Annotated in this window: 16 protein-coding genes; 4 read left to right on the forward strand and 12 right to left on the reverse strand. The window is 52.5% G+C overall.

What is annotated here, in order from left to right; translation table 11 throughout:
* Window positions 1-161: 161 nt before the first annotated feature.
* The 8 genes from fusA to fkpA all read right to left on the reverse strand — a co-directional run bounded on the left by fusA (window position 162) and on the right by fkpA (window position 6,292).
* Window positions 162-2,258: an elongation factor G gene (gene fusA, locus SPK40_RS17155; protein WP_248144379.1), complete on the reverse strand. Its 2,097-nt coding sequence runs from the start codon at window positions 2,256-2,258 to the stop codon at window positions 162-164.
* A gap of 87 nt (window positions 2,259-2,345) precedes the next feature.
* Window positions 2,346-2,816 carry a 30S ribosomal protein S7 gene (gene rpsG, locus SPK40_RS17160; protein WP_036754546.1) on the reverse strand — a complete coding sequence of 157 codons (471 nt, stop codon included), beginning with the start codon at window positions 2,814-2,816 and terminating at the stop codon, window positions 2,346-2,348.
* Between the two features lie 98 nt (window positions 2,817-2,914).
* Window positions 2,915-3,289 carry a 30S ribosomal protein S12 gene (gene rpsL / locus SPK40_RS17165; RefSeq protein WP_004399892.1) on the reverse strand — a complete coding sequence of 125 codons (375 nt, stop codon included), beginning with the start codon at window positions 3,287-3,289 and terminating at the stop codon, window positions 2,915-2,917.
* Window positions 3,290-3,467: 178 nt separating this feature from the next.
* Window positions 3,468-3,758: a sulfurtransferase complex subunit TusB gene (gene tusB, locus SPK40_RS17170; RefSeq protein ID WP_248144380.1), complete on the reverse strand. Its 291-nt coding sequence runs from the start codon at window positions 3,756-3,758 to the stop codon at window positions 3,468-3,470.
* 26 nt (window positions 3,759-3,784) lie between these two features.
* Window positions 3,785-4,138, reverse strand: a complete 354-nt coding sequence (gene tusC, locus SPK40_RS17175) for a sulfurtransferase complex subunit TusC (RefSeq protein ID WP_330961329.1) — start codon at window positions 4,136-4,138, stop codon at window positions 3,785-3,787.
* A gap of 17 nt (window positions 4,139-4,155) precedes the next feature.
* Window positions 4,156-4,548 carry a sulfurtransferase complex subunit TusD gene (gene tusD, locus SPK40_RS17180; RefSeq protein ID WP_248144382.1) on the reverse strand — a complete coding sequence of 131 codons (393 nt, stop codon included), beginning with the start codon at window positions 4,546-4,548 and terminating at the stop codon, window positions 4,156-4,158.
* Window positions 4,545-5,234 (reverse strand): helix-turn-helix transcriptional regulator, encoded by a 690-nt coding sequence (locus SPK40_RS17185; protein WP_371929389.1) that lies wholly within the window; start codon window positions 5,232-5,234, stop codon window positions 4,545-4,547. Before SPK40_RS17185 ends, tusD begins: the two co-directional genes overlap by 4 nt.
* Before the next feature lie 257 nt (window positions 5,235-5,491).
* Window positions 5,492-6,292 carry an FKBP-type peptidyl-prolyl cis-trans isomerase gene (gene fkpA, locus SPK40_RS17190; protein WP_330961330.1) on the reverse strand — a complete coding sequence of 267 codons (801 nt, stop codon included), beginning with the start codon at window positions 6,290-6,292 and terminating at the stop codon, window positions 5,492-5,494.
* Between the two features lie 181 nt (window positions 6,293-6,473).
* Between fkpA and SPK40_RS17195 the strand changes: the two genes are divergently transcribed.
* Window positions 6,474-7,454, forward strand: a complete 981-nt coding sequence (locus tag SPK40_RS17195; protein ID WP_330961331.1) for a WD40 repeat domain-containing protein — start codon at window positions 6,474-6,476, stop codon at window positions 7,452-7,454.
* 16 nt (window positions 7,455-7,470) lie between these two features.
* Entirely contained in the window at window positions 7,471-7,695 is a 225-nt protein-coding gene (locus SPK40_RS17200) for a SlyX family protein (protein WP_330961332.1), read from the forward strand.
* Window positions 7,696-7,752: 57 nt separating this feature from the next.
* Here SPK40_RS17200 and slyD read toward each other — a convergent pair whose 3' ends face one another.
* The 4 genes from slyD to kefG form a co-directional block, all read right to left on the reverse strand.
* A complete protein-coding gene (gene slyD, locus SPK40_RS17205) occupies window positions 7,753-8,286 on the reverse strand; it encodes a peptidylprolyl isomerase (RefSeq protein WP_248144387.1) in 534 nt (177 codons plus the stop codon).
* Window positions 8,287-8,378: 92 nt separating this feature from the next.
* Entirely contained in the window at window positions 8,379-8,588 is a 210-nt protein-coding gene (locus tag SPK40_RS17210) for a YheV family putative zinc ribbon protein (protein WP_036754556.1), read from the reverse strand.
* A 45-nt stretch (window positions 8,589-8,633) separates the two neighbouring features.
* Window positions 8,634-10,439, reverse strand: a complete 1,806-nt coding sequence (kefB, locus tag SPK40_RS17215) for a glutathione-regulated potassium-efflux system protein KefB (protein WP_248144389.1) — start codon at window positions 10,437-10,439, stop codon at window positions 8,634-8,636.
* Window positions 10,429-10,998 (reverse strand): glutathione-regulated potassium-efflux system ancillary protein KefG, encoded by a 570-nt coding sequence (gene kefG, locus SPK40_RS17220; RefSeq protein ID WP_330961333.1) that lies wholly within the window; start codon window positions 10,996-10,998, stop codon window positions 10,429-10,431. The genes kefB and kefG overlap by 11 nt, the downstream gene beginning before the upstream one ends.
* A 237-nt stretch (window positions 10,999-11,235) precedes the next feature.
* Between kefG and SPK40_RS17225 the strand changes: the two genes are divergently transcribed.
* On the forward strand, window positions 11,236-13,164 hold the full coding sequence (locus SPK40_RS17225; RefSeq protein ID WP_330961334.1) for an ABC transporter ATP-binding protein: 1,929 nt from the start codon (window positions 11,236-11,238) through the stop codon (window positions 13,162-13,164).
* Window positions 13,151-13,624, forward strand: a complete 474-nt coding sequence (locus SPK40_RS17230) for a TIGR02444 family protein (RefSeq protein ID WP_330961335.1) — start codon at window positions 13,151-13,153, stop codon at window positions 13,622-13,624. The genes SPK40_RS17225 and SPK40_RS17230 overlap by 14 nt, the downstream gene beginning before the upstream one ends.
* Window positions 13,625-13,628: the final 4 nt, after the last annotated feature.

Consider the following 13,628-nt stretch of genomic DNA (forward strand, 5'->3'; position numbering starts at 1 on the left):
CCGATAGTACCAACGTTAACGTGCGGTTTCGTACGTTCAAATTTTTCTTTAGACACGATCGTGTTCCTTCCTAGTTGTGATTCGCCCCGCTGACTGGCGGGACGCGTCAGAAGTTGTATTTTATGCGCCAACCGAAGCGGACGCAATATTTCTGCTGATGTTTAACCGCGCTCAGCGACGATACCGTCGGCGATATTCTTCGGAACTTCAGCATATTCGCTGAACTCCATCGAATAGGATGCGCGGCCTTGCGTAGCAGAACGAAGATCCGTTGCGTAACCAAACATTTCTGAAAGCGGAACTTGCGCACGGATAATCTTCAGTCCAGCCGGACCTTCATCCATACCACCGATGATGCCGCGACGACGGTTCAGGTCACCAACAACATCACCCATCCAGTCTTCCGGAGTGGTTACTTCAACTTTCATCATAGGTTCAAGAATGACAGGTTGAGCATCAAGTGCACCCTTCCTGAACGCCATAGAACCGGCGATCTTAAACGCCATTTCGCTCGAGTCAACATCGTGGTATGAACCATCGAACAGCGTCGCTTTGACGTCCAGTACCGGATAACCGGCAAGCACACCATTTTTCATCTGCTCTTCGATACCTTTCGCCACGGCTCCGATATATTCTCTCGGAATCACACCGCCAACGACTTCGTCAACGAAGACAAAACCGGCATTCGGCTCAGAAGGTTCAATCTTCAGCCATACGTGACCGTACTGGCCGCGACCACCAGATTGACGTACGAACTTACCTTCAACTTCCGTCTTACCACGGATAGTTTCACGGTAAGCAACCTGAGGTTTACCAACGTTACATTCAACGCTGAACTCACGCTTCATACGGTCAACGATGATATCCAGATGAAGCTCGCCCATCCCTGAGATCAGGGTCTGGCCAGATTCTTCATCCGTTTCCACCCGGAAAGATGGGTCTTCTGCAGCCAGCTTACCCAGCGCAATACCCATTTTTTCCTGGTCAGCTTTCGACCTTGGTTCAACAGCAATCTGAATAACCGGCTCTGGGAAATCCATACGTTCCAGGACTACTTTATGATCCTGATCGCACAGGGTGTCACCCGTCGTCACATTTTTCAGACCGATTGCTGCCGCGATGTCGCCAGCTCGAACTTCTTTGATTTCTTCACGTTTATTCGAATGCATCTGTACGATACGCCCGAAACGTTCACGCTTATCTTTTACCGTGTTGTAGACGGTATCGCCTGAATTCACAACACCAGAATAGACACGCATAAATGTCAGGGTGCCCACAAACGGGTCCGTTGCGATCTTGAATGCCAGCGCAGCAAACGGTTCTTCGTCGCTGGAATGGCGGATCACTTCGTTACCATCCATGTCTTCACCACGGATTGCTTTGACTTCCGTCGGTGATGGCAGGAATTCAACGACGGCATCCAGGACAGCCTGCACACCTTTGTTCTTGAATGCAGAACCACAGGTCGCCAGAACAATTTCATTATTCAGCGTACGCTGGCGCAAGCCGGCTTTGATGTCATCTTCTGACAGGTTCCCTTCTTCCAGGTACTTATCCATCAGCTCTTCAGACGCTTCAGCTGCCGCTTCAACCAGGTTTGTGTGCCATTCTTCGGCCAGTTCCTGCATGTCGGCTGGAATGTCTTCATAAGAGAAGCTCATGCCCTGATCGGCTTCATTCCAGTTGATCGCTTTCATTTTAATCAGGTCGATCACACCTTTGAATTCTTCTTCCGCACCAATGTTCAATTGAATTGGTACCGGATTTGCGCCAAGACGGTGTTTGATTTGATCAATCACGCGCAGGAAGTCTGCGCCTGCACGGTCCATCTTGTTCACGAAGACCATACGGGGTACTTCGTATTTATCAGCCTGACGCCATACGGTTTCAGACTGCGGTTCGACACCTGATGAACCACAGAAAACAACCACTGCACCATCAAGTACGCGCAGAGAACGCTCTACTTCGATAGTGAAATCAACGTGTCCTGGGGTGTCGATAATATTGATGCGGTGCTCTGGGAACTGAGCATCCATACCACGCCAGAAGGTTGTAGTGGCAGCAGAGGTGATGGTAATCCCACGCTCCTGCTCCTGCTCCATCCAGTCCATGGTAGCGGCACCGTCGTGTACTTCACCAATTTTGTGGGAAAGACCTGTATAGAACAGGATACGCTCGGTCGTGGTTGTTTTCCCGGCGTCTACGTGAGCACAGATACCGATGTTACGGTAACGCTCGATAGGAGTTTTGCGAGCCACGATTGAATCCTCTTACTAAGGTTATCCTTAGAAAATGGTATGGGCGCAGCAGGCCAAGCCTGCTGCGCCCAGTCGCTAATAACGAAATTACCAGCGGTAGTGTGCGAACGCTTTGTTCGCTTCTGCCATACGGTGAACGTCTTCACGTTTCTTAACAGCAGAACCTTTGTTGTCGGATGCGTCCAGCATTTCAGCAGCCAGACGAGCAGCCATAGATTTTTCACCACGCTTACGCGCAGCTTCAACCAACCAACGCATAGCCAGAGCATTACGACGTACTGGACGTACTTCTACTGGTACCTGGTAAGTTGAACCACCTACACGGCGAGATTTAACCTCTACCGCTGGGCGAACGTTTTCAAGAGCTTTTTCAAAAATAGCCAGGTGCTCTTCACCAGAGCGCTCAGCCATAGTATCCAGTGCAGTGTAAACAATTTTCTCTGCAGTAGATTTCTTACCGTCAACCATCAGGATGTTGACGAATTTTGCCAGCAATTCAGATTTGAATTTAGGATCTGGAAGGATCTTACGCTGACCAATTACGCGACGACGTGGCATGGAAATTCTCCGTTGTCTTCTTCAGGTTTTATCCAAAACTTTTCAGTTTTTTCAAAATTACAGTTAATTTAGTGTTTGGCCTTACTTAACGGATTCCATTAAGACTTAGGACGCTTCACACCGTACTTAGAACGACCTTGTTTACGGTCGTTAACGCCTGCACAGTCAAGTGCACCACGAACAGTGTGGTAACGCACACCCGGAAGGTCTTTAACACGACCACCACGGATCAGAACAACACTGTGCTCTTGCAGGTTGTGACCTTCACCACCGATGTATGAAGTAACTTCAAAACCGTTGGTCAGACGTACACGACATACTTTACGCAGTGCGGAGTTTGGTTTTTTTGGAGTAGTAGTGTATACACGAGTACATACACCACGCTTTTGTGGACACGCTTCTAGCGCAGGCACGTTGCTTTTAACAACTTGCTTTGCACGTGGTTTGCGTACCAGCTGGTTAATAGTTGCCATTAAATAGCTCCTGATTATTTACTTTCGTAAAGGTGAAAAATCCGCCTCCCAACAACAGGAGGACGCGAAATTTTAGGCGTCGGACTATAAGGTGTCAAGATATATACAGCGATCACAGCAATGATCATTTCTTAATCACTGCTTTTCACTGGTCTGTTCTCTTTTTCATCACCCGTCACTATGCCCATTTCATGCTGTTCGGATGGCTGATCGTCAGCTCGACAAATTGATTGTGATCGATCACTTCGACTTCAGAGGACGTGCGCCCTGCCAGCCCCCGGGCCAGCAGATCCGCTTCCAGCACATACACTGACGCACCCTGACTCAGCACCTGATCCAGCTGACCCGGTGACACGGCAGCCACTGCCGCATCCTGCAACAACAAAACATCATCGCCCGGCAGGAGCTGTTCAGCACATTGCTGTAAAGCGCGATTTTGAAAAGGAGAGGAAAAGACCATGTGTAGCATAAATCGCCCCGTTGGCAGGTTGCGGGTTAATAACTCAGTAATTTCTGACAGCGATGCAGCCTGTGACTGAATTCATCGCGGCCCAGAACTTCAGCGTCAATCAGCAAATCATCCGCCGACAGTCCGCGCTTTGACAGCGATTCGCAGCAAACCCAGATGTCTTCAATGTCATAGAGGGACAGCATCTTGAACGCGACACTGTATTCACGGCTCAGAACCTGGTCGCCCTGCTGCCCTTTTAATAATTGCCAGACCCCATCCCCGATAAAGAATAGCTGGATTTCTTCACTGTAAGCAGAGGTTGCCAGCACAGCATCCAGCCCTTCCCGGCCGCTGTTACTGCCATGGGGGACGGAACGAAAAACGAACCCAATCGACATAAGGATTTCCGAATTGATTAAAACTGAATGACGCGATCAGCACTCAGCAGCACTTCTGCCAGGCCACCCAACCCCGCCTGTTCGAAGCCGTCGGCAAGATTGTTGCCGGGCAGCGTGTTTTGACTGGCTTCCTGCTCACTGACAACGCCCCGCCGAAGTGCCGCAGCCACACAGGTTTGCAGTTCAACCTCATGTTCACGGCCCAGTTGCTGCCAGGCTGCCAGCAAATCAAACTCGTCCGAAGCCGGTGAGACCAGAACAGAGCCGTTGTGAACCCCGTCCTGATAGAAAAACACCCGCTGTAACTGATGGCCGGCTGCAATCACTGCCTGTGCAAACTGCAATGCGCTTCTGGCGTTCTGTGTCCCGTAGGCCGGGCCATCCACCACCAGCGCAAAAGTCAGGCTCATTTTTCGCCATCCTCGGTTTTACGCTGCCGAATGTAGAGATACACGGTATGTTTGGAAATATTCAGACGATCGGCCACACGGTTAATCGCATCTTTGATATCAAAGATACCTTTATCGTACAGCTCCATCACGATCTGACGGTTTTTCGCATTGTTCGACACGTTCTTGTCTGCATTGATTTCTTCAATCGTGCGTTCAACCGTCTGATCCACCAGCTCATCCACATCACTGGCAAAATTCACACTGGATGCCGCCTGTTTAGCTTCATCGGTCGGCATGAAAGATTGCAGGATCTGAGAGAAAGGCGCATCCAGATTCACGTTAATACACAGCAGACCAATGATATTGTCATCGGCATTACGGATAGCGATGGTGATGGACTTCATCAGAGCCCCACCCTTGGCACGCGTAAAATAGGCACGGGAAAAATTACGTTCCGACCCTTCGATATCTCGCAACATTCGCAGGGCAAGATCCGTGATGGGCGATCCCACCTTACGACCGGTGTTTTCACCATTGGCAATTTTGATCGCCGAAGTATTCAGGTCTGCCAGTGAGTGCAGCACAATTTCACAGAACGGGCCGATCAGTGCGGCCAGGCCATCAACGACGGCTTCATATGAACGTAAAATGGTAAAGTCATGTTCGGTAAACGTTCGGGTTTCAATTAAGTCACTTTCCACCATGACTTCAGTGCCAAAGTTATCTGCTGATACCACTTTCCTGTCTTCCTTGCTCATTCCCGTGACCCGGTTTTACAGGCAATCCTGCATTTCAACGAAACGGGGAAAAATTCAATTCTTGCTTGCAAGTTTATCAGAATATGAATACAGGTCTTCACAAAATGAAATTTGCAACGCACAAAATAGGACAGAAACCAGACTGAAGTAATAAAAAAGCCCGGCTTATAGCCGGGCTTTTGGAAATTGCAGACAATGAACGATTACTCGTCGTCAGCGTCTTTCTTGGCCTTCACGATATCCAGCAGTTCAACTTCAAATACCAGCGTTGAGTTTGCAGGAATGCTTGGGTTGGCCTGAGAGCCGTATGCCAGCTCAGGCGGAATCACAAACTTGAACTTAGAACCGACAGGCATCAGCTGAACGCCTTCAGTCCAGCCCGGAATCACCTGATTCAGCGGGAAAGTTGCAGGCTGGTTACGCTTGTAAGAACTATCGAACTCAGTCCCGTCAACCAGCGTACCTTTATAGTGAACCTTCACAGTGTCGGTGGATTTCGGCTTATCGCCCTGACCTTCAGTTTCGACTGCATACAGCAGACCTGACTCAGTTTTCTTCACGCCTTCCTGCTTCTCGAACTCAGCGCGGAAGTCATCGCCTGTTTTGGCATTTTCTTCAGCTTCTGCTTTGGCTTTCGTCGCCATCATATCAGAAACGCGCTTGTCCAGTTCCTGCAACGTCTGCTGAGTTTCTTCCTGGCTCAGACGGCTGTTGCCGGCGAATACATCACTAACACCAGCCAGGACATCTTCTTTTTTCAGTTCCAGGCCCAGCTCTTTTTGCTGTTCCAGGTTTGCAGACAAGTACTGTGCCAGCGAAGCACCAATTGCGTAAGCGGCTTTCTGATCTTCAGATTCAAACGCTTTTGTCGCTTCGGCTGCAGTCTGCTCAACCTGAGCAGCTGACTCTGCTTTTTCTGCAGGTGCCGAGGTTTTCTCATCCTGACAACCTACTGCCAGCAGAATGGTTGCTGCCAGTAAAGACACTTTCAGAACTGGTTTCATCTCTCTCTCCATTTTTCCAGAGGCTAAGCTCTTAACTTTATGCATAATTTTTCACAGTTGTGTTAAAACCATGCCATATCAATATACTAATACCAACTTTTTTCTTGCCGTTGGTGATAACACCCGGGTTTCAATGGGATCAACACCGGGCAAAAGCGGCCGAAACACGGAAAGTCAGCACATGCGTCACATTTTTATAGCAGCCATTTTCATTCTGACCCTGATCTCTGTCTCAGGTTGCGATATTTCAGGTCCCGAACGTCAGCGCTGGGATCTGGCACCGCAAGGCGCAACCGCTTTCAGTCTGAGCAGGGATGGCCGCTTTGCCTTATTTTATTCAGCCCAACAAGGTATCGTGCTCTGGGATCTACAGCAAAACAAAAAGTTAGCGAGTTTAGGTTCTCAAGATCCACATCACACAACCGTGACAAATAGTGATATTTCAGACAATCACCGCTACGCGATCACCGCAACAGCACAGAACTTTGCAATCTGGGATCTGGCCTGGGGACAGGCTCAGGGACTCTGGTCGATCTCCGACGGCATCATCCGGGATGCAACAATCGCGAATGACGGCAAGCAGGTGCTGCTGGCCCTGTCAAACGGCAAAGCACTGTACGTCAACTTGGGCAACGGAAGACGGCTGGAGTTCCTCGCCCACCGGGAAAAAGTGAATTCTGTAGCCATTTCTCCAAATGGCCACTACGCCCTCTCCGGCGGTGATGACAAACGTGCTTTTCTCTGGGATACCCAAACCGGTCAGATTCTGTATCAGTTTGAGCACACGATGCGGGTTAATCAGGTGAGCCTGCAGCGAGACGGCAAGCTGGCAATGACAGCCGACAGCGGCAACGAGGCGTTTATCTGGAATTTAACGAACGGGCAGAAACAAGCTTCTCTGAACATTCGTCTGAGGCAGCAAAACTTCTCCAGTGCCCGCTTTTCTGATGATGGCTTGCAACTGGCTACCGGCACGCCCTCCCGCCGGGTTGAACTGTGGAACACCGTGACTGGCAACAGACAGGGCTACTGGCAAGCGGCCACACAAGAAAACGAGCGCCCGGGGTCAGCGGTGGTGTATGATGTGGCCATTACGCCACTCGGCGATGTCCGCTCAGGCAACTCAGCCGGCATTGCTCAGGATTGGCACCGTCCCGAATGACCGATGATCATCAACCATGACAGACATTGAAAAAAAGCTACAGGCTCAGATAGATGAGCTGGAAATGAAACAGGCTTTTCAGGAGCAGACGATTGAAGAGCTCAATGACGCGCTGACGCAACAGCAGTTTCTGATCGATAAGATGCAGGTCCAGATGCGCTATCTGGTGGGCAAAGTGAAGTCAGGTCAAGTTTCCAATATCGCCAGTGAGAGCGAAGAAACACCACCCCCTCACTACTGAGGGAAAAACATTGATACAAAAACGGGAAGCCTGCGCTTCCCGTTTTGCCGTCATGACTTAGTGGTCATGTCCGCAACAACCACCTTCATGGTCGTGATCATGGTCGTGGTCGTGTCCACAACCGCCCGCCTGATGAATATGGCCGTGAGAAATTTCTTCTTCCGTTGCAGCACGAGTCGCAACAATTTCCACATCAAACGTCAGTGTCTGGCCCGCCAGCATGTGGTTACCGTCAACAACAACTTCGTCGCCGTCAACTTCAGTCACTTCTACCGGGATTGGACCCTGATCGGTGTCTGCCAGGAAACGCATGCCAACAGTAATTTCGTCCACACCCTGGAACACTTCAGCCGGAACGCGCTGAACCATTTCTGCATGGTGCTCGCCGTATGCTTCTTCCGGTGCCACAGTCACTTCGAACTTATCGCCAACTGCACGGCCTTCCAGAGCTTTTTCCAGACCGATGATCAGGTTGTTGTGGCCGTGCAGGTAATCCAGCGGCGCATCTGTGGTTGACTGATCAACGACAATACCTTCTTCGGTTTTCACTTGGTAAGCCAGGCTTACTACGGTGTCTTTAGCGACTTTCATGTTTACTCCGAATTTGAGCAGGGGATTTAACCTGTAATCATACCGGATCTGCCCTGCCAGACGCCAATACTGATCGAAAATTCGGCCGGGATTCATTCCGGCTTAAAAATACCGATCACTTGTTCCTGAGCCGTTCCGGCCACATGTTTGCTGTCTTCAACAGATTTCGGCAGGCGGGTATCCGTGTGGTGACAAGCGACACATTCGACTTTCTCCACCTCATTTTCCAGCCACCAGCGTAACGTGTCCTGCTGCTGACAGGCCGGGCACACCGCACCGGCGATAAATCGTTTCTTGGTCATAGCTCCCTTCCTGTACTGCTTGGGATGGTCTCAATTTACGGCGGGTCAGTCCCAGCCGTTATGCCGCTCACGCTCACCGCGCATCTCGCGGTCAAAAATCTCTTCCAGCTCTTTGCGGGCTTCTTTTGCTCGGGTTGCCAGGTGCACATCTTCCGAATGCTGCGGCAACAAATCCCGTAAAGCGGTGGTATCCAGTTTCCGGAAATGTGCCTCAGCCCGCTTGGCCTTATATGGGTGCATTCCCAGTGCCACCAGTGCCTGACGACCTAAATCCAGCGCACCGGCAAAGGTTTCCCGGGAGAACATATCAACACCGTGGCTAAGCAGCTGGTGCGCTTCCACCCGACTGCGGGCCCGGGCCAGAATCTTCAGACGCGGAAAGTGCTGCTGGCAAATTGCCACCACCTGCATCACCTCCTCCGGACTGTCGGTGCAGATAATAATGGCTTCCGCTTTCTCGGCTCCGGCGGCACGCAGCAGGTCAAGCTGGCTGGCGTCGCCATAATACACCTTATAGCCGAACTTGCGCAGAAACTGGATCTGACCGGGATCCCGTTCCAGAATCGTCACCCGGATTTTATTGGCGAACAACAGCCGTCCTACCACCTGCCCGAAACGGCCAAACCCGGTAATGATCACCCTGGGTTCCCGATCAATCACATCCGATTCAGGTTCATCCCCCGCCTCAGCCTGAAAGGTACGGACGAACCATTTGTCCTGTAAACGCAGCACCAGCGGCGTGGTCATCATCGACAGGCTGACCACCACCAGCAAAAAACCGGTCAGCTCTGCATTGAGCAATCCCTCACTTTGGGCCGCCGTGAACAGCACGAATGCAAACTCGCCTCCCTGACTGAGAATAGCCGCCATCTGGCTGCGGGATTTGGCCTGAATGCCAAACAAACGCGCAAGCAGATACAGCAGCAGTCCTTTTACCACTACCAGTGCGACAACCGCCGCCAGGATCTGCAGGGGGTAATCCAGCAACAGTCCCAGATTCACCGCCATGCCGACTGAGATAAAAAACAGGCCGAGCAGCAGTCCCTTAAACGGCTCTATGGCGATCTCCAGCTCATGGCGGTACTCGCTCTCAGCCAGCAGCACGCCCGCCAGAAAAGTTCCCAGTGCCATCGACAGACCCAGCGTTTCCATGCCCAGCGCGATCCCAATAACCAGCAGCAGCGCTGTCACGGTGAACAGTTCCCGAACCCCGGACATCACGACCCAGCGAAACAGCGGTCGTAACAGGAAATGGCCGCCCACCAGCAGCACAGCGATTCCCGCCACCATGGCGACCAGATCCAGCCAGTTGCCGCCCTCGCTTCCCGCCAGTAAGGGCAGAAAAGCCAGCATCGGGATCACGGCAATATCCTGAAAAAGCAGCACGGCAAAGCCGGACTGACCAGTATCCGAACGTCCGATCCCTTGCTCTTCTATCACCCGAAGGGCAATCGCCGTTGAAGACAGGGCCAAGCCCATCCCAATCACCAGCGCCACCCGCCAGTCCAGATTCCCGATGAACTGCTCACACAACAGCACAACCGTGGCAATGACCAGGCTGGTCAGTACGACCTGACTGCCGCCCAGACCAAGGATCGGCTGGCGCATCTGCCACAGTTTGCCGGGGTTCAGTTCCAGACCGATCAGAAACAGCAGCAAAACCACACCGAATTCTGAAAAATGCAGAACCGCCTCGACATCATTGATCAGTCCCAGCCCCCAGGGGCCGATGCCAATCCCGGCCAGCAGATACCCGAGCACCGACCCCAGCCCGAGTCGCTGGGCCACCGGAACTGCAACCACAGCCGCCGCCAAGAACACAACACTGCTGGTTAATACATCAGACGCCATGTTTCCCCTCCTGACTTGCTTCTGCCAGAGGTAACATCAGCCACTCCCGGTAGTATTGTGCATGCGCCCGACGCTCTGCATCCGGGATGCGCCGTGCCCAGTGGAGCACCAGAGGCGGGAGCCAGTGCATCTGGCACAGCTCAGCCGTCAGCTCAAAAGGCTTCAAAATCTCAGCCACGCTGCAGCGGTTATACCCATCCGGTGTGTAAGCTTCCGCAGCTCCGCCGGTGGTGATCACCGAGCGCCAGTACTTGCCTTTGGTCCCCGTCCCTTCTCCGTGGGCAAAGCCTTTACTCAGCACCACATCTATCCACTCTTTGAGCAAAGCCGGGCAGGAATACATATAAAGCGGGTGCTGAAAAACCAGCATGTCATGCTGACTGACTAATTCCCGTTCACAGGCCGCATCAATAAAAAAATCTGGGTACTTGCCGTAGAGGTCGTGAAAGGTCACGTGAGGCAGATTTGCCACGGCAGACAGCATGGCTTTGTTCGCCACGGAAGCATCCGGATCCGGATGCGCATAAATAAGAAGAATACGTGGTGGGGCTTGTTCCATAGGCCTTTTCCTCATTTCCCTGAGTCACCGCATGAGCCGGACTGACAGGACTCATCAAAGCATCATACCGAATTCTGCCGCCGTGTGGATCGCTTTGTTCCTGAGATTTCAACGGCAAAAATATGAATCCTTTCCCGGCACCCCCTGCACCTGTTCGCAGTTCAACGCAGATTGTTATAGACTCCCGCACCAGTCACCTATTTGTTGTGGAGCGGCAACAGCCGGTAGTAACAGGCAATGATCACTTTTTCTGATATTCAATTGCTCCGGGGCGGCAACGTCCTGCTGGATCAAGCAACGGCCACCATTCATCCGGGCGATAAAGTCGGCCTGGTTGGCAAGAATGGCTGCGGTAAATCCACCCTGTTTGCCCTGATCAAAGGCGAACTGAGTGTAGATGCCGGTCAGCATTCCGTCCCGTCGCACTGGGAACTGGCCTGGGTGGCGCAGGAAACCCCGGCTCTGGAGCGGACCGCCCTGGACTATGTCATCGACGGCGATCGTGAATACCGTCAGCTGGAGCAAGCCTTACTGGCTGCCGAACAGGCCGATGACGGCAACAAAGTTGCCCTGCTGCACGACCAGCTGGATGCCATTGGCGGCTACAGCATTAAAGCCCGGGCCTCCGAACTGCTGGATGGCCTCGGATTCTCACAGGATCAGATGGGCTGGAATCTGACGCAGTTCTCCGGTGGCTGGCGGATGCGTCTCAACCTGGCTCAGGCCCTGCTGTGCCGCTCTGATCTGCTGCTGCTCGACGAACCGACCAACCACCTGGATCTGGATGCAGTTCTCTGGCTGGAAAAATGGCTCCAGAACTACCGGGGGACGCTGGTTCTGATTTCCCACGACCGCGATTTCCTCGATCCTGTGGTCGGACGGATCATCCATGTCGAAAACCAGCACCTGAACGAATACACGGGCAACTACTCGTCGTTTGAAAACCAGCGCGCCGAAAAGCTGATCCTGCAACAGTCGATGTTCCAGAAACAGCAGAAACAAATGGCGCACATGCAATCCTATATCGACCGCTTCCGGTATAAAGCCAGCAAAGCCCGCCAGGCTCAGAGCCGGATTAAAGCACTGGAACGCATGGAAAAGGTACTGCCAGCTCAGTTTGATAACCCGTTCAACTTCGAATTCCGCGAGCCGGACAGCCTGCCCAATCCAATCATCATGATGGATCAGGTGGCCACCGGTTACGGAGAAGTCCAAATCCTCGACAAAATTCGTCTCAATCTGGTGCCGGGCAGCCGGATTGGTCTGCTGGGCCGGAACGGTGCCGGTAAATCAACCCTGATCAAACTGCTGTCTGCCGAGCTGGCGCCTCAGGCCGGAGATCTGACCTACTCACAGGGCGTAAAAATTGGCTACTTCGCCCAGCATCAGCTGGAAACCCTGCGACTGGACGAAACGCCGCTGCAGCACATGAGCCGTCTGGCCCCGGAATCCACTGAGCAGCAACTGCGTGATTACCTCGGCAGCTTCGGTTTTAAAGGCGACAAAGCATTGGACCTGGTCGGCCCGTTTTCCGGCGGAGAGAAAGCCCGTCTGGTGCTGGCACTGATTGTCTGGCAACGTCCGAACCTGCTGCTGCTTGACGAACCGACCAACCATCTGGATCTCGACATGCGTCAGGCACTGACACTGGCATTGCAGTCCTTCGAAGGTGCGATGGTAATCGTCAGTCACGATCGTTACCTGCTGCGGGCGACGACCGATGATTTGTATCTGGTCCATGACCGCCAGGTTGAGCCATTCGACGGCGACCTCAACGATTACCACAAATGGCTGACCGAACAGCAACGTAACGAGCGCCGGGAACAACAGGCCACCAAGCCGGAATCAGCCAGTAAGGACAACAGTGCTGCCTCCCGCAAAGAACAAAAACGTCTGGAAGCTGAATTCCGCAAACAGACCGCACCGCTGCGGAAACAGATTGAGAAACTGGATACTCAGATGGAGAAACTGAGCCAGACTCTAGCTCAGGCTGAAGCGGCACTCTCCGATGGCAGTATTTACGAAGCCGAAAACAAGGTGCGGCTGAATCAGGCACTGCAGACGCAGAGCCAGGCCAAAAGTGAGCTGGAAGACGTCGAAATGGCGTGGATGGAATTGCAGGAGCAACTTGAAAGCATGGAGCAGGAATTCAATGTCAGCAACTGATCACCCGAGGGTTCAAGGCTTTCAGGCCGATTTATTCTGGCGCTTCTGCCTCCAGCACTACAGCTTAGAAGGCGTCAGCCTGGCATGCCTGCAACTGCAGGACGAATTTCAGGGAAACGTCAATCTGGCGCTGCTGCTGCACTGGCTTGATACCCAGCAGTACGCCCTGTCGACAACTGAAATCCGCCAGCTGGAACAGGCTCTGGCTGCAACCGAAACACAACTGACGGCTTATCGTCAGTTACGCCGCAATCTGAAACCCCAGCTGGACTCTGCGGGCTATCAGCAGATGATCGACTTTGAACTCATGCTGGAGCAGAACCAGCAGCAGGATCTGATTAGCTGCCTGAATCATCAGGCTCAGCAACCTAGAGCGGCTCTGCCGCCACCCGCCGATAACCTGGGTCAGTATTGTCAGCGGCTGGAAGCGGACAACCTGGCATTACAGATTCGAGGCTGACCGT

The sequence above is a fragment of the Photobacterium sp. 53610 genome (assembly GCF_036409375.1).
In the GTDB taxonomy this organism is placed as follows: Bacteria; Pseudomonadota; Gammaproteobacteria; order Enterobacterales; family Vibrionaceae; genus Photobacterium.

Excerpts from the sequence above, each read along its gene's own strand:
- SPK40_RS17185 (WP_371929389.1), bottom strand. The coding sequence starts at position 5,234 with ATGGTGGAAAGTGACTTAATTGAAACCCGAACGTTTACCGAACATGAC.
- rpsG (WP_036754546.1), bottom strand. The coding sequence starts at position 2,816 with ATGCCACGTCGTCGCGTAATTGGTCAGCGTAAGATCCTTCCAGATCCT.
- fkpA (WP_330961330.1), bottom strand. The coding sequence starts at position 6,292 with ATGAAACCAGTTCTGAAAGTGTCTTTACTGGCAGCAACCATTCTGCTG.
- SPK40_RS17200 (WP_330961332.1), top strand. The coding sequence starts at position 7,471 with ATGACAGACATTGAAAAAAAGCTACAGGCTCAGATAGATGAGCTGGAA.
- tusD (WP_248144382.1), bottom strand. The coding sequence starts at position 4,548 with ATGAGCCTGACTTTTGCGCTGGTGGTGGATGGCCCGGCCTACGGGACA.
- slyD (WP_248144387.1), bottom strand. The coding sequence starts at position 8,286 with ATGAAAGTCGCTAAAGACACCGTAGTAAGCCTGGCTTACCAAGTGAAA.
- rpsL (WP_004399892.1), bottom strand. The coding sequence starts at position 3,289 with ATGGCAACTATTAACCAGCTGGTACGCAAACCACGTGCAAAGCAAGTT.
- SPK40_RS17210 (WP_036754556.1), bottom strand. The coding sequence starts at position 8,588 with ATGACCAAGAAACGATTTATCGCCGGTGCGGTGTGCCCGGCCTGTCAG.
- tusC (WP_330961329.1), bottom strand. The coding sequence starts at position 4,138 with ATGTCGATTGGGTTCGTTTTTCGTTCCGTCCCCCATGGCAGTAACAGC.
- SPK40_RS17230 (WP_330961335.1), top strand. The coding sequence starts at position 13,151 with ATGTCAGCAACTGATCACCCGAGGGTTCAAGGCTTTCAGGCCGATTTA.
- kefB (WP_248144389.1), bottom strand. The coding sequence starts at position 10,439 with ATGGCGTCTGATGTATTAACCAGCAGTGTTGTGTTCTTGGCGGCGGCT.
- SPK40_RS17195 (WP_330961331.1), top strand. The coding sequence starts at position 6,474 with ATGCGTCACATTTTTATAGCAGCCATTTTCATTCTGACCCTGATCTCT.
- SPK40_RS17225 (WP_330961334.1), top strand. The coding sequence starts at position 11,236 with ATGATCACTTTTTCTGATATTCAATTGCTCCGGGGCGGCAACGTCCTG.
- kefG (WP_330961333.1), bottom strand. The coding sequence starts at position 10,998 with ATGGAACAAGCCCCACCACGTATTCTTCTTATTTATGCGCATCCGGAT.
- tusB (WP_248144380.1), bottom strand. The coding sequence starts at position 3,758 with ATGCTACACATGGTCTTTTCCTCTCCTTTTCAAAATCGCGCTTTACAG.